We start from the raw sequence: 22,507 nt of genomic DNA, 5'->3' as shown, positions 1-22,507 counted from the left end.
ACGCCGTGGGGCGCGGCGCTCTGCACGTCGCGCGTGAGCCCCTGCCCGAGGCCAGGCCTCGGAGGCGCGGCGCCGCCGGACCTGGCCAGGGCCGCCTTCCCCGCCGGGTTTCTGGAGGCCCTCGGGGTAGGGCGGGTGCCCGCCGACGAGGTGGCGCCGAAGCCGCCCCTCGTCGGCGCGAACGTGATTCCAAAGGCCTAGCCATCAGGCTTTCTGGGAGGGGCAGGCAGAAGGACCGGATGGTCGGCCGCCGCCGTTGCACCGAGTTCTTCCGCGCCGGGCGAGGGGGCCGGCGCCAGCATGGCCGTTGGCCGCGAGAGACGCCCCATGGGGCCGGTCGGCTGACGGCCGGACGGATGAAATGCAGGCCAAGCGCAACGGCTTTTCGCTGAAGCTGCCAGATAAGGCGCGACTGTTGCGGCAAGCCCTTCAGCGTTGCGTTGAGATTTTCAATCAACCGAGAGAATACGCATGTGAGGCGTTTCTCCCTCTCACTGCCTGGAGTACGCGCGTGTGGGAAAATGCGACCTCTGTGCTCGATTTGGTCAAGACAGTCAAGACACGTCCGCATTCACGCTGGCATGGCAGGTTGCGCGCCGTCTTGCCGAGATAGTGTCGGGCATGCGCCAGGGTTCGTGACAGGGGTAAAGACACGCACGGCGGGGCGATTCCTATGAGCACCTGGACAACGGCGCACCTGGATGTGCTGAGGGAGACCGGGTTCAAGGGCGCCAAGGCCGTGAGCGACGAGATTCTGCGCCGATACAGTGTCTACCACTCGCCGCATGCCGTGGAGATGTTCGCGAGCAGGAACCACGTGAGCCTGCGTCTGATGCAGGCGTGCCCCGAGTGCGGGCTGCTAGTGAATCATCTGAATCGACAGACCGGTCTGTGCCCGCGGTGCAGTGCACTGCTGCACGTGGAGGAGGAACGAGCGTACAACGACATCCTCGAAGGGGAGATCCGCGAGGCGGAGGCGGAGTGCGTGAATGCCGAAAGGGAGTATGCGACGCTGCGCCAGCGAAACGCGCGTCTTTGCAGACAGCATGGGCTTGCCACCAAGTCAGAGCGCAAGAGGGCGGTACGAGCCCAGAGTACGTTCTTCGACCCTGAGTGACTTTGTGACGCGCCGCGACAATGGCCCCAGTAGAAAGGAGGCCGCTGCCATGGCGAGGCTGAAGCTCACACAGGAACTCATCGACAAAGCCGCCGAGCTCAAGAGAGGCGGCCTATCCAACAAGGACATATGCCACGCCCTCGGGATCACCGAGATGACCTGGTACCGCTGGCTCGACAAGCCGACCACCAAGCTGCATCGTGCGTTTTGTGAGTCAATCAAAAAGGCGGAGGCGGACTACAAGGCCGAGCTGCTGGAATCCATCCTGGCAACGGCGACACGCGAGAAGAACCCTCAGTGGACGGCAGCCGCTTGGCTCCTCGAGCGCAAGTACTCGGACGAGTACGCGCAGACCACCAGGCAGAAGGACGAGCGCCAGGAGGACGCGCCGCAAATCGTGTTGGGCGTCACCGTACAGGCCGTGAAAACCGGCGACGAGGGCGCCGATGATTAGCGCGGCTGATCTTGTCATTCCGCGCTTCCATGACGTGCTGGGCGACGTGATGGCGCATGGGCACACGCACTACTGGCTGCATGGTGGTCGTGGCAGCACAAAGTCCTCCTTCATCAGCCTCTGCATCGTCCTTCTCGTTATATCGCAGCCGAAGGCGAACGCGGTGGTGGTGAGAAGGTTCGGCAACACGCTGAGGGACAGCGTTTACCAGCAGATACTGTGGGCGATCTCTTCGCTTGGCCTGGAAGGCTACTTCAGGGCTCGTCTTTCTCCTATGGAGATCACTTACCTGCCGACCGGGCAGAAGATTGTGTTCCGCGGGGCTGACGATCCGCTCAAGCTGAAGGGCGTGAAATTCACCAAGGGATACGCCGCCGTGGTGTGGTTCGAGGAGCTGGACCAGTTCGACGGGATAGAGGCTGTGAGGTCCATTCTCAACTCGCTCAGGCGTGGTGGCGATGACTTCTGGATCTTCTACTCCTATAACCCACCACGTACGATGTGGAGCTGGGTGAACGTGGAGTGCCTGGACAGGACAAGGCGGGCGGATACCTTCGTTCGCCGTTCTTCTTATCTGGATGTGGTGGACGAGCACCCGGAGTGGCTGGGTGCGCCGTTCATTGACGAGGCGGAGTATCTTCGCGATGTGAACGAAACCGCCTGGAGGTGGGAGTACCTGGGCGAGATCACGGGGACGGGCGGCAACGTGTTAGACAACGTGATTGACGAGAGTCTTTCTCTTCACCGTATAAGGAACTTCGAGCGGACGAGGAATGGCGTGGACTGGGGATGGTTCCCGGACCCGTGGCGGTTCGTGCGGTGCGCTTGGGAGCCGGCGGCAAGGCGCCTTCTCATTTTCGAAGAACACTCAGCCAATAAGAAGACGCCTGCGGAGACCGGACAGATGCTGGTGAATGCCATGACCTTCTCTGATGAGGAGGGAGAAGAGCCCTATTACCACGACGAGCTCGTTTGGGCAGACAACACGCCGGACGGCAAGCAGCAGGTGGCTGTGTACCGGAGGGACTTCGGCATTCGCATTCGTCCTTCTCGCAAGGCGCGTATGAGGAAGCTGTCGTATGAATGGTTGGCTGGGTTGAGGGAGATTGTGATCGACCCAGTGAGGTGCCCGCTGACCTTCGAGGAGTTCATCTTGAAGGAGTACCTGCGGGACCGTGATAGCACGTGGATTGATGAGATTCCCGATGGCAACGACCATTCGATTGACGCGGTGCGCTACGCCATGATGGATGACATCCTGCGCGGTTAGTCCTTCTTCGCCAATTCCTGCTCTATGAGGTCATTCGCAATCTGAAATGCTTTGATGCGGCGCTGTGTCAGGGTGATCTGGGGCTTGAGCTTGTCGGCGTTTGGCTTCGCCTGCATGGTTTCCAAGGACGCCTGGAGCTTGTGGACGGTGGGGGCTATCTGGCGCCTGGCTTCGACGAGCTCTTCTTCGGTATGTTCCATAGCTTCACCTTCCGCGTCCTTCTCTTCCGCAATTATACGGGCGGCGATGGTTTGTGACGGGCGGATACCCTCTTCTGCGACAGCAACTTGAGACACGGGGTGATCGGCATGTCCTTCTTCACCAATGGCGGCAAAAGGCAATGGCATGGGCGCAGGCGGGTTTATCGCCAGGCTCTTCTTCGCCATGAAAACCTGCTGCGAGACGGTGGTTCTCATCAGCATGGTCTCCTTCACCGAGAGGCACAAGGCGGGCGTTCTTCTCACCAAGTATTTCTTCGCCAAATGCGATAGCGCGTATGGAGGGAGCGGGTTTATCAACATGCCATTGTCCTTCTTCACCTTCACCATATGCAACGAAAGCGAGGTGCTCGCATGAGCGGGTTTGATGAGCATGACTATTGGGTGCCTGAACATGTGAGGGAGTACCTGCGGGGGCTGGGATACCGGCTGCCACTGGAGGACATGGAGGGACATATCCAGGGGTGGGACATGTGGATGCGTGCCCAGGGAGCGTTCTACGACTATCGCGACACCGATGGGTTTGGGCGCGTGTACCAGGTGCATAGGCGCTCGATCATGCCGGCTATGAGGGTGTGCAGGGAGTGGGGTTCTCTTCTCCTTAACGAAAAGACGCAGGTGGCGTGCGAGAAGCAGGAGTGCACCGAGTGGTTGGAGTCCTTCTTCACCAAGAACAACTTCATGAGCCAGGCGCAGAGTACTGTCGTGCGTGCATTTGGGTTGGGTACCGGGGCATTCGCCATATGGATGGATCTGGGCAGGCGTGAGGTGAAGGTTCGGCACTATGACGCGAGGATAGTCATACCGCTTACATGGGATGCCGAGGGAGTGACGGAATGCGCTTTCTGCACGAGGGCTTATTACCGGGGAAAGCCTGTCGACCAGCTCCAGATGCATCTGATGGGCAAGCCGGACGCTCTTCTCACCGATGGTCTTATCACAAATGACAACGTCCTTCTTACTAAGAGCACCTATCACATAGTGACCGTGAGCTTCGACGAGCAGGGTAACGTGATGGAACCCGAGGGGGTTATCGCCGACTTCGACACGGGTTCTTCTTTCCCTACCTTCGCAATCGTCAAGCCAGGTATCACAAATACACGCGTGGATATGAGTCCATACGGGCAGAGCGTGTTTGCGGATGCGGTGGATGCGATACAGAGCGTGGATCTCGCTTTCGACGCGCTTATCAACGAAGTGGACGTCAGCAAGATGCGCGTGTTTCTCTCCGACGTGTTGTTTGACCATGACAGGGACGGCGGGAAGAACACGCCCATACCGTTCGGTAAGGGCGATTGCACGGTGTTTCGTAAGGTGATGTCTACTGAGGATACGATCACCGAGTTCGCGCCCGCCTTGAGGACCGAGGCACAGGCGGAGGCGTTCCGTATCGCCCTCCAGGTGCTCGGGGACCTGTGCGGGTTCGGCCTCACGTACTTCGACTTCGACAACACCGGGTACGTGAAGACCGCTACTGAGGTGTCCAGCGACAACAGTGCGCTGATGCGCAACATCCGCAGGCACGAGAACGGGCTGGAGGCGTCGCTGGCGGGGATCTCGCATGCGGTGATGAGCTGTGCGCGTACGCTTGGTGACCAAGTGCCTGACGAGGGCGATATCACGGTCAGCTTCGACGACAGCATTGTCACCGACACGGCAGCAGAGAAGGCGCAGGACATGGCGGAGGTGGGCGTCACCATGGCCGCCTGGGAGTATCGCTACAAGTGGTACGGGGAGGACGAGAAAACCGCCAAGAGCCGTGCACGCGGGCTCCAGAAGCGCAATAGCGCCAATGCGAAGGTATCGAGCTCACAAGGCGCCTAGCTTGCCCTTGCGAGCCAGGCTGTGGCGAAGTCACTGTGGGTACGGTGGCGAGCGAACTGCTGCCGTCGCGGCGGAGATGACCAGGGAGGGTGTCGGCGGGCTGCAGGTTGCCCGTGACGGGTGAGCGTGCAGCTCTGTCGGGTGGCTTGGACGGCCCGCCCCACACCCCGCCATGCTGGACGCGGACAACCCTCGATGAGCTAGCGCACGGCAGTGGCTGCGCCACGGCACCCGCAGGCAGATAAATTCGAGGACTCACAGGTGCGATAACGCTGCAACTCGTGATTGCGTTGCGGGTTCTTCTCTCCCGTGTAGATGAGCTTCGAGTGCGCTGTTCTTCTCGCGTAATTGGGTTGCGAGCTCGTCGTTCTTCTCATTGGGCCGATGTTCTGGCTTGTGTTTTTGCTAGCGGTACGTGGTAGAATGCCTTTTTCCTGCTGACCGCTTGGGGGGTATGAGGCCAGCGGGCTTTCCGTTATACTTTCTCAGTTGGGTTTGTCTTTTCCGAGCGTGTCTTGACAGATGCGCTCGTATCTGTATTGAGAAGGATAATTGGATGTCGGTTGCTGGAAAGACTGTCGAGCTGCGAGCCGTGGACTTGTTCGCGGGTTGCGGAGGCATGTCGAGAGGCTTTGAAAACGCCGGCTATGATGTTTCTGCAGCGTTTGAGTTCTGGAAGCCAGCCATTGACGTCTACAGGGCGAACTTCTCGCACACCGTTGTGGAGCAAGACCTGTCGAAGGTCGATGAGTCAGTCGAAAAGATTCGGACTTACGGACCGGACATCATTATCGGCGGTCCGCCCTGCCAGGACTTCTCGACTGCTGGATACCAGGATGAAACCCGCGGGAGAGCTATTCTCTCCGTCTGCTACGCACGCATTGTGATCGCTGTGATGCCGCGCTACTTCGTAATGGAGAACGTCGCCACCATTCGGAACACCGAGTCTTTCCGCAAGGTGATAGTCACCTTCAAGGAGGCTGGCTACGGACTCACGCAGAAAGTGCTCAACGCTGCTTACTGTGGTGTCCCGCAGACACGCAAGCGCATGTTCGTTGTCGGCGAGCTCAGCGGCGAAGATGACTTCCTCGATGAGGAGCTTGAGCGGAATCTCGCCGATAAGCCCATGACGATTCGTGACTACCTTGGGGATTCTCTCGGAATCGACTACTACTTCCGCGTGCCGACGAACTACACGCGCAGGGGCGTCTTCAGCATAGACGAGCCGTCCATGACCATCCGCGCCGTGGACCGACCCATCCCGAAGGGGTACAAGGGCCATCCGAACGACCCTGTGCCCGTGAGCGAGGTCAGGGGGCTTACTCCCAAGGAGCGCAGCCTCATACAGACCTTCCCCGAGGATTTCGAATTCTTCGGTGGCAAGTCTGATGTGAACACCATGATCGGCAACGCCGTTCCGGTGAACCTTGCCGCGTACGTCGGCAACGCCCTCATGCGTTACGTCGCCAGCAAGCAGGAGGAGACCGCCGATGCGCGTAGTTGACCTTTTTGCCGGCTGCGGCGGTATGTCATATGGGTTTGAGCAGGCAGGCTTTGACGTCGTTGCTGCCTTCGACAACTGGGACGCAGCCATCAGGATATACGAGGCCAACTTCGACCACCCCATCTACAAGCGTGATCTCAGCACAGATGACATCACGCCGATGGTGCGCGAGCTGAAGCCCGACGTCATCGTGGGCGGACCCCCTTGCCAAGACTATTCGATTGCCGGGAAGCGGCAGATTGGCGAGCGCGCAAACCTCACCGTGAAGTACGCCGAGCTCGTCATCGACATCAAACCGACTTGGGTCGTGTTCGAGAACGTATACAACATCGAGCGCTTTCCCACGCTGCCGAAGATGGAGCAAAAGCTCCGTGACGCTGGATATGGGATCACCACGCACGTGCTCGACGCGAGCCGGTGCGGCGTGCCCCAGAAGCGCAGGCGTTTCTTCCTAATCGGCAAGCTCGGAGAGAAGGACGGCTTCTTCGACGATACGCTTGTCGCGGGCTTCTCGGAAAAGCAGATGACCGTGCGCGACTATCTCGGCGACAAGCTGGGAACGCAGTATTACTACATGCATCCACGCAGCTACAACCGCCGCGGGGTGTTCTCAATAGACGAGCCCTCAGCCACAATACGCGGTATCAACAGGCCGATTCCAGAAAACTACAAGCGCCACCATGCCGACAAGGCAGATGTCTCTGACGGCGTGAGGGCGCTCACGACTCGCGAGCGCGGCTACCTGCAGACGTTTCCCGACTCGTTCGAGTTCCCCGGCGCGAAGACCGACGTGGAGCTCGCGATTGGCAATGCCGTCCCGCCAAACCTCGCTAAATATGTCGCAACCCGCATAAAGGATTACGCTGACGAATAGAGCCTGTACATTGTCCTGAGGATGGGATCATGACATACTTCAAGAAGATTTCCGATTACCAAACGTACTCAGGGCACGACTCTGAATTCCACTATGACTTCAACGCGAACAGCGGCGGAGGTCAGGCTTTTTTGGGCGGAAAGATCGTTGACATGGCTGGTGCGTCCGCATCTCCGAGCGAGCTTGAAGGCCGTACCGTCAGCTTCGCAATTCGGTTCCGCGATCAGCTTGTCAACCTCAGCGACAACGGCAGAGGATCATACGCGATATCTCCCCGAGGCGCGAGCAGCCAGAGCATGAAACTTGGCGTGCAGGGAAACGTCAACCCAAACAACCTCATCGCCTCGGCGCTGATGCTTCCCAAAACATGCGGGCGCAACATGGCGGTTTCCATCACGGTCTCGCCGCTCACTACTGAAAACTACTGGCTCCGCTCAATGTGGCTTGACGTTGACCGTAGCAACGCTGGGACTGCATCATTTATCCCAAAGGACTTCGTCTTCGAAGGCGGGCTTTCGAAGAGACAGGGCGTGACCTCCCAGAAGGACACGGTGGAGGGCAGCCAACAATTCTTCAAGCTCGATTACGTGCGCAGGCTAGAGGATATCGTTAATCTAGCCGACGATGCCACCCTGCCTGCCTATGCTCGTGAGGCCCTTGGCTATTATCGCGATGTATACCTTGGCAACGACGTATTCGACTACGTGACCGGTGCTGGAAAGATTCAAGAGCTCATGAGCAGGCTATCTCTAGACTACAGCGATGCCTACTCTGGGTACGACGATCCCCTCGTCTTCCTCATGGAGCTCTCTGGACGCGAGGATGACCCCCTACGAGTCCCAGTGGAGAGGTCCCCGGATATTCACGAGCCGCGCAATCTCATATTCTTTGGCGCCCCTGGTACGGGAAAGTCGTATGAGCTGAACAAGCTCGCCGTTGGCAATGACGAAGAACCGGGGTGCTTCGACAAAGCGAACGTAACGCGCGTCACCTTTCACCCCGATTATACTTATGCCCAGTTCGTTGGCTGCTATAAGCCCTACTCTGCCGTAAAGGAACAGGGTGAAGACGATCCGGCGAGCAAGATGGAGGAGGAGATAACCTACCGCTTCGTGCCCGGTCCGTTTCTTGAAACCTACATCAAGGCAGTACAGAACCCCGGCATTAACTATCTGCTCGTCATTGAGGAGATTAACCGCGCCAATCCCGCTGCGACGTTCGGCGATATTTTCCAGCTGCTTGACCGCAGGGAAGACGGCACAAGCGAATACATAGTCGCGGTGCCAATAGAGATGCGCAATTACCTCAGGGTCTTCCTGCCGGAGTACGCGACCAACGCGCACATAAGAGGCCCAAGAAAACTGCTGTCCGAGCAGCTGCGGTTGAAGGATGAGTGCAAACGTCTCTGCCTGCCTCCCAACATGTATATCTGGGCAACCATGAACAGCGCAGACCAGGGCGTTTTCCCGATGGATACCGCTTTCAAGCGTCGTTGGGACTTCCGCTACATAGACATCAATGCCGGCAGCTCCGCCATTGCGCAGTATCGTGTACCTGTAGCGGGACACACACATCCTGTGGGCTGGGACAATCTTCGCCGTGGCATCAATCACGTACTTCTCAGCGCGGGTGTGAATGAGGATAAGCTGCTCGGCCCCTTCTTCATCTCGCCCTCGCGTCTCAAGGATACCGAGCACTTCACTGAGACGTTCCAGGACAAGGTCCTGCTCTACCTCTTCGAGGACGCAGCCAAGACGAAGAAGGCCAAGGTATTCAAACGGGAGGGAACATTCACCTACTCGCAGGTTTGCGCTGATTTCCGCAAGAAGGGCGAGATGGCGTTCGAGTGGAAGGACGAGCCTCTCTCATCCGATGAGCCTGACGATGAGGAGACGGAGGATACCGCAGGCGACGAAGCGACTGCCGAGGAATAAGCAGATGCAAACCGCTTACGTTCGGGAGCTCTCTTTCCACACCCCGCAGAGTTTGTCAAAGACTCTTTCGATTGACACTTCCGCTGCGCAGCTGCTGGTCGAGCGACTCTGCGCCCACGGCGTGCTCAAGCTTCGCACGGACAACGACAACGAGGAATACGACGCAGACTTCGATGGTGATGCACGAGGCAAGTACCAGTTTGTCTACGTTGGGCTCGTCCTGGTTGATGACCTCTGTCTCATCGTGTACCCGAAGTACCTGCCCTTGATTGATGTGCACAATCCGGGCGAGGAGATGAAGACTGCCATGCGCCAGATCTTCCGCGTGCTTCGAAAGAGCGGCGGCAGCTACTCGAGTATTGCCGCCATGACAGAAGCGGGCATGCGGGCGAATGACTGGCTCGCCCTCATGCTGGCTCTGCTTGAGATGTACGGCGAGTACGGCGTCTATTCGAACTACGTGCGCACACTTGCCGACAGTGGTCCTGGCAACATCAACTGGGAACGGACCATCAACTCCAATCTTCCGTTTCTTAGCAACGGCAGGCCGATATACGTGGACTACAAGACCGACGAGAGCGACCAGGATGTCGCTGACTTCGTCATGCGGCTGCATAGGTGCATACTTACCAAGTGCTCCTCTTTCATGCAGGAGGGCGGCATTGCGGACCTGCTGGCACTTGACGAGGTATGGCTTTCGGATGCCGACGTAGAGGACTTCGGAGACTCGGATTTTGTTACGTACCGCCTTGAGCAAGAGCGCGGTGTGCAATACGTCACTTGGAAGCAGGACGTAATCGACTTGCTTTTGCGCTACGTGGGGGAGGATGACACGACAGTGCAGTTCGACACGCCGCTCTGTCTTGGAACGTCATCTTTCTACCACGTCTGGGAGACGGCATGCAAGGTGGCCTTCAATGACGTCCTCGGCAAGAGGATCGGAGACCTCGGCTTCGACCTTGCGCAAGATTGGGCTGACAGGAAGAGTGAGACGGTTCTGGGCATCATACCGAGGCCGCAATGGACCTCGGCTGAAGGCAAGCCCTATGGTGAGGTTCAGACGCTGATACCGGACATTGTGCTACTGTCCCATGATGCTAACGGGAGAAGCGTCTTCGCGATACTGGACGCTAAGTACTACACGTCCACGCTCGGTAAAAAGGTGGCAGGGGTGCCCGGCGTCGAGTCGGTGGCGAAGCAGTTCCTCTACCAGGCTGCATACCGCAAGTTCATAGATGATCACAATTTTGACCATGTGGTTAACGCGTTCATCGCACCGACTTCGGAGGGCAGTATCCAACATTCTGGGCGCGTGAGTTTTCCCATGGTCATGCCCGAGGAACATGAGCCGTTCTCAAATGTTGTCGAGCTGTTCAAGATTCCTGCGACGCGCGTGTTCGACGCCTACCTGGCTGGCACCTCACTCGACAGCGCCAGCTTGCTCACAGTCATCGGATGAGCCAATCTCCGACTGTTCTTCCTCGACTATGACCCACGTCCAGGACCCATTACCGATGGGATATAGGTGCATGCCATCTATATCAACACCAGAGAATGCCTCGGGGTTGTCTGGGTCGTACGTTGTGGTGAAGGTATCGCCTTCTGGATTATAGACGAGGCTATCATCGAACTCTGGCAGCCACGCTAACATGCGCTCGACCTCGGCCTTCTCGAAGTAGGGACATGCCCAGCCGTTCCAGTGGTCATCTGGGTCGAGGTAAGCACGGTGGATGCACTCGGGACGATTCTTGAGGTCGGTGATTGCGACGTTATGCCAGGAATATAGTGCTGCTCTTGTTGAAATACCAATGGTTGTCATCCTATATGCCCCCGCGATTTGTCAGACGGTTCTGGATCTTCATACGTATTGGGGTGAGGTTCTGATACTGCTGTAAAGTTGACGTATATAGACTGCCTGGATATCTTGGAGCATCAACGGTTACCGCTGCGTAGTACTTGGTTATTGCATCAGGATCGTTATTCGTACGAAACACCGATTGGAGCGTGAGTGAAGGCTGCAATAGTGATGAACTTCGCATGCGCCTGTGTTTAGATATGACTGTATCCCACTTGAAGTCGTTAGAGCGCAAGTCAGACTCTTCCCAATAGCGTTTTGCTGGCACGCTGATAGGAAGATAAGACTTTTTGTATCCCTGATTGAGGAGCTCGGCGGCTCTAGCTGCATTATCTGGGTCGGACAAATCGAGGGTCTTTGAGCCAACGCCGTCCTTGCGGAACAAATACTTCATCGCATGTGGGACGAAAGTATCCTGGATGCAACTCGCGGTATATTCATCGGTGTCATTCGGGTCAACAGCACATACTGCGACTATGGTCCAACGAACTGTCACAAAACCGGACGCCTCATTTATCGAAGGAGCGAATATGGGCAGAGACACAAGCTCTGTCGGCCTTAGAACGCCTTGGTAGAGGGTCGTGACGGTATTTTCATCACAGTTCAAGCACTCGTCTGCGCTTGATGGGCTAATGCCGAAACCATATTCCTCCTGTGCCTGAGAATCATTATGGTCTGCATAATGCAACATTAGCATTCGTGCCATGTGTGGAGTAATGTCTTCGCTTTGCGCAAGCATCAAGCCCATCTTGTGTACCACAAGCGGTGATGCAAAGCTCGTTCCAGCTGTTGCAGTAAGAAGATTACCCTGCATATCAGCAACGATGAAGGGCTTGTTTATGTCTCCGCCAAACTCAAGTACATCTGGCTTAGTCTTTGCGCCCTCGCGACCAGGGCCGACGCAACTATAAGCGGCACGGACGCGATTCCCCGATGGGTCAATCGCGTATGCACCGACACTGAGCCCGTTGACGAGATCGGCGGGGGACTGAATACGATTGAACGGCTCCGACAATTCGCCATCATTTCCGACCGCGATGCTGAACAGCGGATTCTCGTGATCTTCATCAATAGTGCTAGTGAGGGTATCGAGTGAGTAGGTGAAGCGGCTGATGTCATCATCAAGAATCGGGCCATTGGGGCCAAAGGACAAGTTATAAAGGCTTATGTCCGGGTTGTTCGGAACTACCTGTTCAATAACGTCTATAGCTTCATATAGTTCGAAATCGGTGGGGTCAGTTGTGGGCAGGACGCGAAAGCAGTCAACGCTGACCTCTGGCAGCGGAAGTGTATCGTTGGCGTCCTTCCCAGACAGCTCCCCGTGCAAGATCGCGCCGCAGACAGCGCCGCCATGATCAACGTATGCTTGCTCTGCTGGCGAAGGCACGCAATCATGAGCCGTCACAAAGCCAGACAGCAGCGGGACCGAAGGATTGCAGCCGCCATCGAATACTCCGACCTTTACCGTAGGCGCTACGTTTCCCACCTGGACTTGTGGGGCGGCTGCAGTGAAGCTCCTGCGCATTGACTCGATGCTTACCCTGCCAAGTGGGTGCACGGTGCGTAAGGGATTGATGCGCGAAACACGGCTGGCAGCTTCCTTTGTGAGTCGTGCGGCGATAAATGTGACGCCATTATCATATGGCCTTACTTCTACATCTTTCCTCTCGACGCCTGCTACCGAGCAGAATAGCTCGATTGCTTTGTCTGAATCATATACGAGCGGGTGCAAGACCACCTCAACGGGTCCAGATTCCCATGCTTCATCGAAGCCTTGGACTTTCTCATCCGGTTCTAACAGGTCGAAAGAGCGCACAGACATTATCTCGTTGCACCATGCCATGTTGCTATCGTTGCTGCCGTTTATCAGCGCGCTCTGAAAATCCCTTATGCCCCTATCGGTTGTTCTTACGAAATACAGCTTGGCATCGCTGGGTGAGACATCTGCCTCTTCCGGCGATGCTGCATCAACCGATTCGGCTTCTTGACTGGAACCTTCCTCATCATCAGATGCCAGCTTGTAACGCCTTCCTCCGATTATTTGCATCTCGTTCGTGGCGTGTAGCATGGCGGATGGGGTATAGGACTTCGCCTCAAACTTGGGCTCCATTCGTATGCAAATGACCTTTTCATCCAGATAAAGCTCTGGCTCACCTTCAATGGTTGCAAACATTCCATCTATATCTCTGAGTATGTTCGTTCGCGCCTCATCGTATGTATGCGGTCGTTCCTTTGGCCCTCCATTATTCGGACGGGCAATCGATTCGACGTATGTTTCTCCGTGCGCGATGATTGGAAGCCTATTTGTCGTTCGAATCACCCTCCTTGAGGTCGCGGGATACAGTGGCAGCAGATGTTCCTACAATCCCTGCAATCTCTCTAGTAGTCAAGCTCTGGCAGTTTTGTTTGAGCATCTTGCACGCCCGGATTCTCTCCGTTTTTTCTCTTGGTCGGATTCGTGTGAACAACTCTTTGAGCGCTAGCATGTCGATGTCATCACTTGGATTCATGACAATTTGCCGTTTGATTTGCTCGCATATCTTGCAAATATCGGCAGCGCTCACACCTGTACAATGTCTGCTCATATAGATTCGAACGTCGTTTGAGAGGTTGTACTTGCCCGCTGGAATATGACGTTCGATTAGCTTTTCGCTCTCTTCTTGACCAGGTAGGGTGAGCTCTATCACCCTATCAAATCGTCTCCACATAGCTCGATCAAGCAGTTCTGGATGATTTGTTGCGGCAAGTATCGCGCTGCTCTTGGGGCACAATTCGATTTCCTTGAGCAACACATTCACAAGCCGCTTCAACTCACCCAAGTCACCTTCATCATCTCGACGCTTGGCTATTGCATCAAACTCGTCAAGGAACAGAATTGTGGGTTGAGCCTTCGCATAGTCGAAGACGCTCTTAATATTTTGCCCGGATCTGCCTAAGTAGCTTGATATCGAAGTCGCGAGATTGAGTGAAATGAGAGGAAGTCCCAGTTTGTATGAAATCCAGTGGGCAGTGTATGTCTTTCCAACACCTGGGCTACCCGTGAATAGGATGCTATTGGAAGGTTCGATTCCATCTTCATAGAAGAGTTGCATGAGCTCACGTTCTTTGATGAAATCCAATAGGTTGGCCATAAGGCCTGTGTCGAGAATCGGTTCCTCGATTTCTATCGGTTCCTCGATGTCAACAAGAGAAAGACGAGTCTCCCTATCTACAGGCAATGTCTGATTGCCGATCGACCGTGTTGCCGATCTTGCCCCAGTACCAACCAAGGCCTTTGCAATCTCCTCGGCAATGTCAGGTCGATCGTTCTTGAGCTTTCTCGATACGGTTAATGCTACAGACTCGAGAAGCTTTCTATCATTACTCAGACCTGCGCTTATTAAGCGCGGCAGGTAGTCGATGGCATCCAATGTATCACATCCATGGTCAGTAGTCGTATTGAAACATGCTTATTATAGCTATCTACAAGGGTATATAGTAGTAGTTGTTTCAATCATATACAAATACGTTAACATGTAACAGCCATCAGGACAGTCGAAACGACTTTGTGACACCCGCTTAGATTGGTCGAAAGACCAGTCGAGGCGGGCTTCTTCATGCCTGCCTCATGACGTTGGAAGGCGGATGACATGGAGGTAGATAGCCGTGGCGAAGAGACGCAGGTCGAGCTCGCGGAAGAGCAAGCGGACGCGCAAGGGCAGCACCAGGCGGACGAGGAAGTGCTGACGGGCACCGACAGCGGTGCCGAGGACTTCCAGGCACTTCTCGCCAAGCAGGACGCACGCATCAAGGAGCTTGAGGGACAAGTGGCCGAGGCCGCTCAGACCAAGGCGAACGCTGACAAGCTGACCGCCGAGATCGAGCAGTTGAAGACTCAGGCCGCCGACGAGCGCGTGGAGTTCCGGCTGAAGCTTGCCGGAGTGCGCAACGTGAAGGCTGCGAAGGCTCTACTTGGTGACCACGACGGCAACGTCGGCACGCTCAAGAAGGCAGAGCCGTGGCTCTTCTCCGACGTGAAGCCCGCCGCGACCACCGGCACGACCGGGCTGGAGCCCGCAGGCGTGGCCAAGGACAAGGACGCCACTATGAAACGCTGGCGCAGGCTCGCCGGGCTCGACGAATCCGATAACGAATAAGGAGACTGACCATGCCTAACAGCATCGAGTACATCAAGAACTACACCACGATCATCGATGCCGTATACAAGAAAGCGGCGTGCTCCACGGTGCTCAACAGCGGCCGTCGCATGGTCCGCGCCGGGCGCAACGCGAAGGAGATCATGATTCCCAAGATCTCCGTCACGGGGCTGGGCGACTATACCCGCAACGTGGGCTACAAGGATGGCGCCATTACCTACGAGTACGAGACTTAGACCTTCAACTACGACCGCGGCGTACGCCTGCTGGCCGATGTGATGGACGTGGAGGAAGCTGGCATCTTGGATTGCTTCGTGGAGGCTGGCAGCGAGCTGCAGCGCACGCAGGTGGCTCCCGAGGGCGACGCCTTCACCTTCGCCACCATCGCTTCGCACACGGGCGTAACGCCTGTCGAGGAAGACCTGAGCGCGGCTACCGCAGAGGACATCCTGGGCAACCTGCGTGACGTGACCAACGCGATGGACGAGGCGGAGGTCTCCACGGAAAATCGCATCCTGTTCATCACGCCGACGCTCAAGGGCACCTTGGATGACTTCTCGCTGGCGAACCCGAATCGCTCCAACACGGTGCTCTCGCGCTTCTCTCGCATCGTGGAGGTGCCACAGACGCGTTTCTACACGGCCATAACGCTCAACTCCGGTGTGTCGAGCTTCGGGTACGCGAAGAAGGCCACCACCGGACGGAACATCAACTACATGGTGGTCGAGAAGTCGGCCGTGATCAAGTTCGACAAGCACGTGGCGTCGCGCGTCTTCTCGCCCGACGAGCTTGAGACGCTGGACTCCTACATGATGAAGTACAGGCGCTACGGCCTGGTCGAGCTCTTCGACAACAAGCTGGCGGGCATCTACGTGTCCAAGGCGACCTCGTAGGCGCGCCATGAGCGCCGCCACGGTGACATATGGGTTCTACCGCGATACGTACGGCGGGGAGCTTCCGGTGGAGTCGTTCTCCTCCGTGCTTCCCGTTGCATTGCGTCTGCTTACTCAGGTCACGGGCGGGGCTTCCATCGACGCCGACTCCGACGAAGTTGCCTATGTCGCGTACCAGCAAGCGCTGTGCGCGGCGTGCGACGCCTTCGCGGTATTCGGCGAGGGGCAGGTCGGCGGGTTCTCCATCGGCGACTTCAGAGTGAGCCAGTACGTGAGCGACCGCGTTGGTACCGGCGTCGAGCAGGCGACCGCAGCGGCAGTGGCGGAGCTCTACGGGACGGGACTCTCCTTCGCGGGAGTGCGCTGATGATCGCGCTGAAGCCGATACCCAGGCGGGCGCTGCCTGACACCATGGTCGTGCGCACGCAGAACGCGGACGGGACGTTCTCCGAGGGCGTGGTTGTGCGCAACGTGCGGTTCTCCAGGACGCAAAGCGTGGTGGACGACGCGCACAGGTCCGCCGACGCGGGTGCCGGGAAAATCTACGTCGACGCCTTCAACTCCGCTGGCGCGTTCGAGGTGCCGGCGGGCTCGCGCGTGGAGATCGACGGTGCATCGATGCTCGTGGCCGCCTGCAAGAGGTGCGAGGGCTTCGGCGGGCGCGTGCACCATTGGGAGCTGACGGTGCGATGAGCGACGAATCGGTTGTTGCGGCATACGACGCGGCCGGCGGCTCTGTGGCAACTCAGGTCGCAAACTTGCTGGTAGATGCCGAATTCACAAACGTTTTCACACAATCTTTGAGCACGGCGATTTGCCCTGAGTCAATCGTCGTGCTGCCCGGTGCCTATGACAGGGACTCCAAGCAGGTCGGCGCGGAGCGCGGCGAGCGCGTGCTGGACGTGTTTGCGTGCCGGGAGGTCAACGCCGTGGCGGAGGCTGTGGCACTTGCGTGCGAGCAGGCGCTGCGAGCAGCTGACTGGGACACGCGAGCCGGGGCCTATCTCAACAGGATTGCTGGCATCGACACCGACGCACCCGAGTTTCGCGGGCGTGACGGCTCCGGGCGGTACCTTTGGGGCTTCAAGGTCTACGTGACGGTTGCGAGACCATCATGAGCATGAGGAGGACGCGCAGGAAGCCGCAGGAGCGCCCTGTGGCGAAGGATGCGGTTGCCGACAAGGATGGCGCTGACAGACATAAGAAGGCCGAGACAGGCTTCAAGGCGCTCGACGAGCTGTCGCTTGAGACGCAGCGGCGGTCCATCGCATACGGAAGGGCACGTGGTCTGCTGTGAGTTCAATCACCTACAACGGGCACGACTTCTCTCCGTACACGACATGCGAGGTCATCGAGGGGCCGCATGCGGTCGTGCCAACCTCACAGGTCATACCCGGCAGGGCTGGCGCTTTGCTTTTGGGCGGCAGGATCGCGCCGAGGATAGTTCGCGTGAGGCTGTTCCTAGACGCGCATGCGGCGCTTGACGCGGCGGGACTCTCAGAGCTGAGGCATCGGCTGTACTCGTGGCTTTATGCGGACGGTGGCAGCGTTCTGGTGCTTCCCGGTGACCCAGGGCTTGAGTGGCACGACGCGCTTGTGACCTCCGTGGGCGCATGGTTGTCCGCCACCGAGGACGCGAGCTGCGAGGTCGCTTTCACCTGCTATGACCCGATTGCCTACGGTCTGGAACACGAAGAGACTGGCACGACGTTCGAGGTCGGCGGGACCTGGGGCACGTGGCCCGTGGTGACGCTGATGGCTTCCGCTGGCAGCTCGGTGCGCGTGACCGATGCCTTGAGCGGCGATTACGTCCTTCTTAACCATACGTTCGCTGGCGGTGAGGTTGTCGTTCTCGACTTCGAGAACGAGACTGCGAACGTCGATGACGGTGACATGAGTGACAAGATCGACCTTGGCAGCGACTTCTTTAAACTTGAGCCGGGCAGTTGTACGCTTTCCTTCTCCGACTGCTCCGCGCATACCGTGACATTCAGGGAGCGGTGGCTGTGATGGCGGGGGCCGTGCCCGAGCTGTTCTGGTTCGACCGCTGGGACGAGCGAATCGGCATCCTGACGCCCACGGGCGAGGTCACCCACACCGAGGAGCTTGGCGGTGAGGACACTATCGAGTTCGACAGCTGGGACGTGCCGGGCAAGGGTGATTGGCTGGTCTGGTACGACGATTCCGACGACTGCTGGCGCGAGCATGTTGTGGTGCGCACTGACGAGCCGCTTGAGGGCATGTGCCATGTGTACTGCGAGTCCTCGCTCTGCGAGCTGCTGGATGACTTCGTGGAGGATACGGTTCTGACGAATGCGACCGCCTCTGCAGCTTTGGCGGCCATTCTTGCTCCTACGAGGTGGACTGCTGGCACGGTCGCGGATCTGGGCAATGCGGGGTGCTGGTTCTACCACACGAACGCATTGGCAGCTTTGAGACGTATCGCTGACGTCTGGAAGGGCGAGGTTGCCACGACGATTGCGGTTACCGACGGACGTGTCTCCTCCCGACAGATCTTTCCCCTCTCGCAGGTCGGTGCTTGGCATGGCGCACGCTTCACCTACGGCAAGAACCTGGCTGGTTGCAAGAGGACGGTGCTTGAGGACGAGGTCTTCACGGCGCTGTACGGCTTCGGGGCGGGCCTTCCCATCACCGACGACCAGGGGCGTTGGACAGGCGGCTACCGCAGGAAGCTGACGTTTGGCGACGTCAACCGCGGGGTCAACTGGGTCGGAGACGATGATGCTCGGCTGGTCTGGGGGCGCTGGAACGCGGAACGCACCGAGAAGGTGCACTCCTTCGGGCAGGTGACCTTCAGCGACTGCGACGACCAGAACGAGCTTCTCGCCCTGACCCAGGCTGCTCTTGTCGATGCTTGCCAGCCCAAGGTGTCCTACGAGGTGGACGTCGCACTTCTCGACGGTGGCGTGCCTGTTGGGCTCGGCGATACCGTGGCAGTTATCGATTCCTCCCGTGACCCTGAGTGGCGGCTGACGGCTCGCGTGTTGAAGCGCGTGAGGGTGTTCTCCGATGCGGTGACCACCCATGTGATACTGGGCACGATTCAGAAGGCTTCATATGCCATTACAAGTGCCCTGAGCGAGCGTGTGACGGCGGTGGAGGATGTAGCTGCAACGACGAGCGAGTCGGTCGCGTCGATATCCAGCGCCGTGACCGTGGATGCCGGGGGCTCGGTCGAGACCATCGCCACACAGACGTACGTGGACGACGCAATCGCGAACCTCGATGACCTGAGCGGGACGGAGTTCTGATGGCTGCGCTTGATGGATACGGATTGCACGAGCTTGTCTGGGAGACCGCCGACGACGTCATCGGAGGCGAGTTCGTCGCATCATCTGCTGACGCGCATGGGCGTGGTATAACACTGGCCGTCAAGAGGGGCGGCAACGCAGCAAATCTGAGCAACGCCAGCGTCTACCTTGCTTGGCGACACCAGGAGGCGCACGTGCGGGGCACGGAGCCCTTCACGGCCGTCGATGCCGCTCAAGGTGCGTTCCAGGTGTTCTATCCCGCGGCAATGGCGTGCAACGAGGGCACAGTGTACGCGCAGAACGTCGTTACCGAGGGAGAGACTTCCATCTCCTCTCGTGTGTTCGTTATTCGCGTCGAGCAGGTAGTTGTTGGCGGGACGCAGTCCGAGGACGGCTTCACGCTGTTCGTCGAGGTGCTGCAGGCGTACGAGCGCGGTGACCTCAACGGTGCGGACGGTGCTGCCGCCACGGTAGCCGTGGGAAGCGTGAGCACGCTTGCGGAGGGGTCTGCCGCGACCGTTGTGAACGTCGGAACCGAGAACGCTGCTGTCCTCAACTTCGGCATTCCGGTTGGTGCCACTGGAGTCCAAGGCCCGCAGGGGATCCAGGGCGAGCAGGGGATCCAAGGCGAGACGGGTGCGACTGGTCCGCAGGGAGAGACCGGCGCGGCTGGCAGCGATGGTACCCCATGCACGCACAGCTGGGACGGCACAGTGCTTACGGTTACCAGCGCCTCTGGCACTTCTTCTGCGGATCTCGTCGGCCCGCAGGGACCACAGGGCGAGCAGGGTATTCAGGGCGAAACCGGTCCTGCCGGAAGCAACGGCACAAATGGTGTCGACGGTACGGACGCCACCATCACGGGCGCGACTGCAAGCGTCGACGGCTCGACGGGCACGCCCTCGGTTGCGGTGACTCTGGGTGGCACCGCGAGCGCCAGGACGTTCGCGTTCGCCTTCTCCGGGTTCAAGGGCGAGACAGGCGCCCAGGGTCCCCAGGGCGAAGCTGGGAGCACGCCTGACCTGACTGCCTACGCCACCAAGCAGTATGTGGATGACGCCATCGCGGCGTTGGACGACCTCACGAACACGGGGTTCTGATCATGGCGGCCGGGAAGATAGCCAAGAAGGTGCTCTATGACATTGCCGATGCCATACGCACCCAGAACGGCACGCAGACGCGCTACAAGCCTGCGGATATGCCGGCCGCCATCGCGACTCTCGACGGTACGAATGCCGGCAACCCGCTAATCGTGGGGTATACGGGCACAGACACCGGCGTGCTCGGAGCTGGGCATTTCACGCGCATTGGCGACGCGATACGCGGGCAGAACGGGTCTACGACCGTCTACAAGCCCGAAGACATGGCGGCTGTCATCCTCGCTCTTTCTTGGGACACCGGCTTGAAGCCGAGGGCTGTCCTGCTCAGCGACGGCACGCTTGAGTTCAACTACCTGGACGGGCGTCAGAGCACCATCGGCGGCACACCCGTGAACGCGTACGAGGTGGACCCTGCGGGCTACTCTTCCGCGAGCGCGAGGCCGTGGGACGGCGTGAGGCTCGACCTGGCGCGCGTGGTCATCGACTCTTCCTTCGCGAGCGTCAGCGTGACCAACATCGACTACTGGTTCAACGGCATGCAGTCCATAACCGAGGTCGCTGGCTTCCAGTACCTTCAAGGTGCGACGAGCGCCAAGCAGTGCTTCGTGAGCTGTACGAAGCTTGAGACGATCTGGGCCAACGAGTTCGACGCGAGCTCCATCACGTCCTCTTCGCTCATGTTCTACAGCTGTAACAAGCTCGTGGGCGGCACAGGCACGGGATGCCCCTACAGCGGAAGCGCGACATACGCGAAGCTAGGCGACGGCGGCCTTCTCACCGACCCCGCAGCAGACCATCGCGTCTGGGTCTACGGGTACCTCTACGATGACGGCGAGCTCGTGGTGCAGGCCACGAGTTGTGTCGATTCCGCACGGACGCTCCTGGCGGGTGGGCGTCTCTGCGCCAATGCCGTGTACCAGACCGCGGGAGCGATGCCGTGGTATGACAACAGGTCGAGCATGCGGACGGTGACTTTCGAGGTGGACATGGCAAGTGTGGCCTTGTTGAACATGTGCTACTGGTTCTACAGCATGTCCGCGATCACCACCGTGACGGGACTGGACAGCCTGGCGAACGTCTCGAAGATGAGGTACACCTTCGCGTCATGCACGGGGCTGACGTCGCTCGACTTCCGAGGGTTCGACCCGTCGCACCTCACCGACTTGTTCTACTGCTTCTCCGGCTCCAAGAACATCACGACAATCTATGCGGACAGCACGTGGGCGCTGCCAACGAGCGGCATCAGCGGCAGCCAGTGCTTCTACAGCTGCAACGCCCTCGTCGGCGGGAACGGCACCACGTGGACAAGCTCGAAGACAAGCTACACGTACTTCCGCATCGACACGGCGAGCACGCCGGGGTATTTGAGGTCAATTGAATTTCCTAATGCAACGCCGTAGCAATTGGTCCTTCCATTCGTCCCAGCGGGGGCGGGCGCAGCCCGCCCGAGCGGACGAACGCCAGCCCGACAACGTTGGTGGCCTTCTGCATGCCTGCCCCCCGGGAGGAGGGGGGGTCGAGATGCCAGGGGGAAAGGGCAGGCGCCTTGGTCGGAGCGACCGCGACGTGATCGGCGCGGGCATACGCGGGCGGCTCTCGTGCCTGGAGATCTCGGCGTAGCCCGCATGTCGCCGCGCCTGCCGTCGGCCGCGAAGTCGTTGCCAGCAGGACCGTCAGGCCGCCCAGCGGGAGGCGCGGGGCCACGGGCCGTGCCAACTGCCGTGACTGTGCGGGGGCTGGCGGCGCGTGCGGGAGGGCGCGCGGGTCGGCCCCGCGGCTCTGCGAGAAGTGCGTCACCAGGGACCGCGCGCTCACCCGCGGGAAGTTCTTGATGGGGATGCGCGAGGGGGCCGGGTCGCGGCCGTACGTCTGCCCGCCGACGTGCGCGAAGCGAGCCCGCTGCGGCCTGCCGAAGCGCTCCTGCTCGGCCAGGGAGGCGCGGAGCCTCGGCGAGAGGCGCGCCGGCGAGCCCAGGAGCGGCATAGACCTCGCCGAGGAGCGGCTGAGGGCCATGGTGGGCGTCGTGGCGCCGCCGCGGCGCAGGGGCGGGGCGCGG

General features: G+C 58.9%; 25 protein-coding genes. 21 read left to right on the top strand and 4 right to left on the bottom strand.

Annotated elements, in window-relative coordinates; translation table 11 throughout:
• The 4 genes from HMPREF1008_RS10815 to HMPREF1008_RS04630 all read left to right on the top strand — a co-directional run.
• Positions 1-201, top strand: a 201-nt coding sequence (locus HMPREF1008_RS10815) for a hypothetical protein (protein ID WP_009278690.1), incomplete at its 5' end; no start/stop codon positions are given.
• A gap of 502 nt (positions 202-703) precedes the next feature.
• Positions 704-1,117 carry a hypothetical protein gene (locus tag HMPREF1008_RS04640; protein WP_232202834.1) on the top strand — a complete coding sequence of 138 codons (414 nt, stop codon included), beginning with the start codon at positions 704-706 and terminating at the stop codon, positions 1,115-1,117.
• A gap of 49 nt (positions 1,118-1,166) precedes the next feature.
• Positions 1,167-1,571, top strand: coding sequence for a hypothetical protein (locus HMPREF1008_RS04635; RefSeq protein WP_009278688.1), 405 nt, complete (start codon positions 1,167-1,169; stop codon positions 1,569-1,571).
• The gene (locus HMPREF1008_RS04630; RefSeq protein ID WP_009278687.1) at positions 1,564-2,841 is read left to right on the top strand and encodes a PBSX family phage terminase large subunit; all 1,278 of its coding nucleotides are present in this window, start codon (positions 1,564-1,566) and stop codon (positions 2,839-2,841) included. Before HMPREF1008_RS04635 ends, HMPREF1008_RS04630 begins: the two co-directional genes overlap by 8 nt.
• Here HMPREF1008_RS04630 and HMPREF1008_RS10810 read toward each other — a convergent pair.
• Complete coding sequence (locus HMPREF1008_RS10810) at positions 2,838-3,434, bottom strand: hypothetical protein (RefSeq protein ID WP_232202833.1); 597 nt, start codon at positions 3,432-3,434, stop codon at positions 2,838-2,840. The two genes, HMPREF1008_RS04630 and HMPREF1008_RS10810, sit on opposite strands and share 4 nt — an antisense overlap.
• Here HMPREF1008_RS10810 and HMPREF1008_RS04615 point away from each other — a divergent pair.
• The 5 genes from HMPREF1008_RS04615 (at position 3,414) to HMPREF1008_RS04595 (ending at position 10,654) form a co-directional block, all read left to right on the top strand.
• Entirely contained in the window at positions 3,414-4,883 is a 1,470-nt protein-coding gene (locus HMPREF1008_RS04615; protein ID WP_009278684.1) for a hypothetical protein, read from the top strand. The genes HMPREF1008_RS10810 and HMPREF1008_RS04615 overlap by 21 nt on opposite strands.
• 556 nt (positions 4,884-5,439) lie before the next feature.
• Entirely contained in the window at positions 5,440-6,387 is a 948-nt protein-coding gene (locus tag HMPREF1008_RS04610; protein ID WP_009278683.1) for a DNA cytosine methyltransferase, read from the top strand.
• Complete coding sequence (locus HMPREF1008_RS04605) at positions 6,374-7,261, top strand: DNA cytosine methyltransferase (protein ID WP_009278682.1); 888 nt, start codon at positions 6,374-6,376, stop codon at positions 7,259-7,261. The genes HMPREF1008_RS04610 and HMPREF1008_RS04605 overlap by 14 nt, the downstream gene beginning before the upstream one ends.
• A gap of 29 nt (positions 7,262-7,290) precedes the next feature.
• Positions 7,291-9,195 (top strand): McrB family protein, encoded by a 1,905-nt coding sequence (locus HMPREF1008_RS04600; protein ID WP_009278681.1) that lies wholly within the window; start codon positions 7,291-7,293, stop codon positions 9,193-9,195.
• A 4-nt stretch (positions 9,196-9,199) separates the two neighbouring features.
• A complete protein-coding gene (locus HMPREF1008_RS04595) occupies positions 9,200-10,654 on the top strand; it encodes an LlaJI family restriction endonuclease (RefSeq protein ID WP_009278680.1) in 1,455 nt (484 codons plus the stop codon).
• On the opposite strand, the gene HMPREF1008_RS10195 is transcribed toward HMPREF1008_RS04595, so the two are convergent.
• The 3 genes from HMPREF1008_RS10195 to HMPREF1008_RS10185 form a co-directional block, all read right to left on the bottom strand.
• Positions 10,616-11,014 carry a hypothetical protein gene (locus HMPREF1008_RS10195; RefSeq protein WP_009278679.1) on the bottom strand — a complete coding sequence of 133 codons (399 nt, stop codon included), beginning with the start codon at positions 11,012-11,014 and terminating at the stop codon, positions 10,616-10,618. The genes HMPREF1008_RS04595 and HMPREF1008_RS10195 overlap by 39 nt on opposite strands.
• 1 nt (position 11,015) lies before the next feature.
• On the bottom strand, positions 11,016-13,223 hold the full coding sequence (locus tag HMPREF1008_RS10190) for a S8 family peptidase (protein ID WP_009278678.1): 2,208 nt from the start codon (positions 13,221-13,223) through the stop codon (positions 11,016-11,018).
• Between the two features lie 127 nt (positions 13,224-13,350).
• Entirely contained in the window at positions 13,351-14,460 is a 1,110-nt protein-coding gene (locus HMPREF1008_RS10185) for an AAA family ATPase (protein ID WP_156797596.1), read from the bottom strand.
• A gap of 219 nt (positions 14,461-14,679) precedes the next feature.
• Here HMPREF1008_RS10185 and HMPREF1008_RS04590 point away from each other — a divergent pair, with 219 nt between their 5' ends.
• The 12 genes from HMPREF1008_RS04590 to HMPREF1008_RS10795 all read left to right on the top strand — a co-directional run.
• Positions 14,680-15,186: a hypothetical protein gene (locus HMPREF1008_RS04590; RefSeq protein ID WP_009278676.1), complete on the top strand. Its 507-nt coding sequence runs from the start codon at positions 14,680-14,682 to the stop codon at positions 15,184-15,186.
• An 11-nt stretch (positions 15,187-15,197) separates the two neighbouring features.
• Positions 15,198-15,422 carry a hypothetical protein gene (locus HMPREF1008_RS10805; RefSeq protein ID WP_009278675.1) on the top strand — a complete coding sequence of 75 codons (225 nt, stop codon included), beginning with the start codon at positions 15,198-15,200 and terminating at the stop codon, positions 15,420-15,422.
• A 42-nt stretch (positions 15,423-15,464) separates the two neighbouring features.
• Positions 15,465-16,079 carry a hypothetical protein gene (locus HMPREF1008_RS10800; protein WP_232202832.1) on the top strand — a complete coding sequence of 205 codons (615 nt, stop codon included), beginning with the start codon at positions 15,465-15,467 and terminating at the stop codon, positions 16,077-16,079.
• Between the two features lie 7 nt (positions 16,080-16,086).
• A complete protein-coding gene (locus tag HMPREF1008_RS04580; RefSeq protein WP_009278673.1) occupies positions 16,087-16,446 on the top strand; it encodes a hypothetical protein in 360 nt (119 codons plus the stop codon).
• Positions 16,446-16,772 (top strand): putative minor capsid protein, encoded by a 327-nt coding sequence (locus tag HMPREF1008_RS04575; protein WP_009278672.1) that lies wholly within the window; start codon positions 16,446-16,448, stop codon positions 16,770-16,772. The genes HMPREF1008_RS04580 and HMPREF1008_RS04575 overlap by 1 nt, the downstream gene beginning before the upstream one ends.
• Positions 16,769-17,197 carry a hypothetical protein gene (locus HMPREF1008_RS04570; RefSeq protein WP_009278671.1) on the top strand — a complete coding sequence of 143 codons (429 nt, stop codon included), beginning with the start codon at positions 16,769-16,771 and terminating at the stop codon, positions 17,195-17,197. The genes HMPREF1008_RS04575 and HMPREF1008_RS04570 overlap by 4 nt, the downstream gene beginning before the upstream one ends.
• A complete protein-coding gene (locus HMPREF1008_RS10620; RefSeq protein WP_009278670.1) occupies positions 17,194-17,376 on the top strand; it encodes a hypothetical protein in 183 nt (60 codons plus the stop codon). Before HMPREF1008_RS04570 ends, HMPREF1008_RS10620 begins: the two co-directional genes overlap by 4 nt.
• Entirely contained in the window at positions 17,373-18,089 is a 717-nt protein-coding gene (locus HMPREF1008_RS04560; protein ID WP_009278669.1) for a phage tail domain-containing protein, read from the top strand. Before HMPREF1008_RS10620 ends, HMPREF1008_RS04560 begins: the two co-directional genes overlap by 4 nt.
• On the top strand, positions 18,089-19,351 hold the full coding sequence (locus tag HMPREF1008_RS04555) for a phage tail spike protein (RefSeq protein WP_009278668.1): 1,263 nt from the start codon (positions 18,089-18,091) through the stop codon (positions 19,349-19,351). The genes HMPREF1008_RS04560 and HMPREF1008_RS04555 overlap by 1 nt, the downstream gene beginning before the upstream one ends.
• Positions 19,351-20,451, top strand: a complete 1,101-nt coding sequence (locus HMPREF1008_RS04550) for a collagen-like protein (protein WP_009278667.1) — start codon at positions 19,351-19,353, stop codon at positions 20,449-20,451. Before HMPREF1008_RS04555 ends, HMPREF1008_RS04550 begins: the two co-directional genes overlap by 1 nt.
• A gap of 2 nt (positions 20,452-20,453) precedes the next feature.
• On the top strand, positions 20,454-21,851 hold the full coding sequence (locus HMPREF1008_RS04545; protein WP_009278666.1) for a BspA family leucine-rich repeat surface protein: 1,398 nt from the start codon (positions 20,454-20,456) through the stop codon (positions 21,849-21,851).
• A gap of 431 nt (positions 21,852-22,282) precedes the next feature.
• On the top strand, positions 22,283-22,507 hold a 225-nt coding region (locus tag HMPREF1008_RS10795; protein WP_009278664.1), incomplete at its 3' end, for a hypothetical protein.

Origin of the sequence: Olsenella sp. oral taxon 809 str. F0356 (genome assembly GCF_000233535.1) — a bacterium.
In the GTDB taxonomy this organism is placed as follows: Bacteria; Actinomycetota; Coriobacteriia; order Coriobacteriales; family Atopobiaceae; genus Olsenella_I; species Olsenella_I phocaeensis.
The sequence above is the reverse complement of the archived record's forward strand: the minus strand, read 5'-3'. Positions and strand labels throughout refer to the sequence as shown.

Coding starts and splice junctions, on each gene's coding strand:
- HMPREF1008_RS04635 (WP_009278688.1), top strand. CDS start 1,167: ATGGCGAGGCTGAAGCTCACACAGGAACTCATCGACAAAGCCGCCGAG.
- HMPREF1008_RS04630 (WP_009278687.1), top strand. CDS start 1,564: ATGATTAGCGCGGCTGATCTTGTCATTCCGCGCTTCCATGACGTGCTG.
- HMPREF1008_RS04615 (WP_009278684.1), top strand. CDS start 3,414: ATGAGCGGGTTTGATGAGCATGACTATTGGGTGCCTGAACATGTGAGG.
- HMPREF1008_RS10810 (WP_232202833.1), bottom strand. CDS start 3,434: ATGCTCATCAAACCCGCTCATGCGAGCACCTCGCTTTCGTTGCATATG.
- HMPREF1008_RS04610 (WP_009278683.1), top strand. CDS start 5,440: ATGTCGGTTGCTGGAAAGACTGTCGAGCTGCGAGCCGTGGACTTGTTC.
- HMPREF1008_RS04605 (WP_009278682.1), top strand. CDS start 6,374: ATGCGCGTAGTTGACCTTTTTGCCGGCTGCGGCGGTATGTCATATGGG.
- HMPREF1008_RS04600 (WP_009278681.1), top strand. CDS start 7,291: ATGACATACTTCAAGAAGATTTCCGATTACCAAACGTACTCAGGGCAC.
- HMPREF1008_RS04595 (WP_009278680.1), top strand. CDS start 9,200: ATGCAAACCGCTTACGTTCGGGAGCTCTCTTTCCACACCCCGCAGAGT.
- HMPREF1008_RS10195 (WP_009278679.1), bottom strand. CDS start 11,014: ATGACAACCATTGGTATTTCAACAAGAGCAGCACTATATTCCTGGCAT.
- HMPREF1008_RS10190 (WP_009278678.1), bottom strand. CDS start 13,223: ATGTTTGCAACCATTGAAGGTGAGCCAGAGCTTTATCTGGATGAAAAG.
- HMPREF1008_RS04590 (WP_009278676.1), top strand. CDS start 14,680: ATGGAGGTAGATAGCCGTGGCGAAGAGACGCAGGTCGAGCTCGCGGAA.
- HMPREF1008_RS10805 (WP_009278675.1), top strand. CDS start 15,198: ATGCCTAACAGCATCGAGTACATCAAGAACTACACCACGATCATCGAT.
- HMPREF1008_RS10800 (WP_232202832.1), top strand. CDS start 15,465: ATGGACGTGGAGGAAGCTGGCATCTTGGATTGCTTCGTGGAGGCTGGC.
- HMPREF1008_RS04580 (WP_009278673.1), top strand. CDS start 16,087: ATGAGCGCCGCCACGGTGACATATGGGTTCTACCGCGATACGTACGGC.
- HMPREF1008_RS04575 (WP_009278672.1), top strand. CDS start 16,446: ATGATCGCGCTGAAGCCGATACCCAGGCGGGCGCTGCCTGACACCATG.
- HMPREF1008_RS04570 (WP_009278671.1), top strand. CDS start 16,769: ATGAGCGACGAATCGGTTGTTGCGGCATACGACGCGGCCGGCGGCTCT.
- HMPREF1008_RS10620 (WP_009278670.1), top strand. CDS start 17,194: ATGAGCATGAGGAGGACGCGCAGGAAGCCGCAGGAGCGCCCTGTGGCG.
- HMPREF1008_RS04555 (WP_009278668.1), top strand. CDS start 18,089: ATGGCGGGGGCCGTGCCCGAGCTGTTCTGGTTCGACCGCTGGGACGAG.
- HMPREF1008_RS04550 (WP_009278667.1), top strand. CDS start 19,351: ATGGCTGCGCTTGATGGATACGGATTGCACGAGCTTGTCTGGGAGACC.
- HMPREF1008_RS04545 (WP_009278666.1), top strand. CDS start 20,454: ATGGCGGCCGGGAAGATAGCCAAGAAGGTGCTCTATGACATTGCCGAT.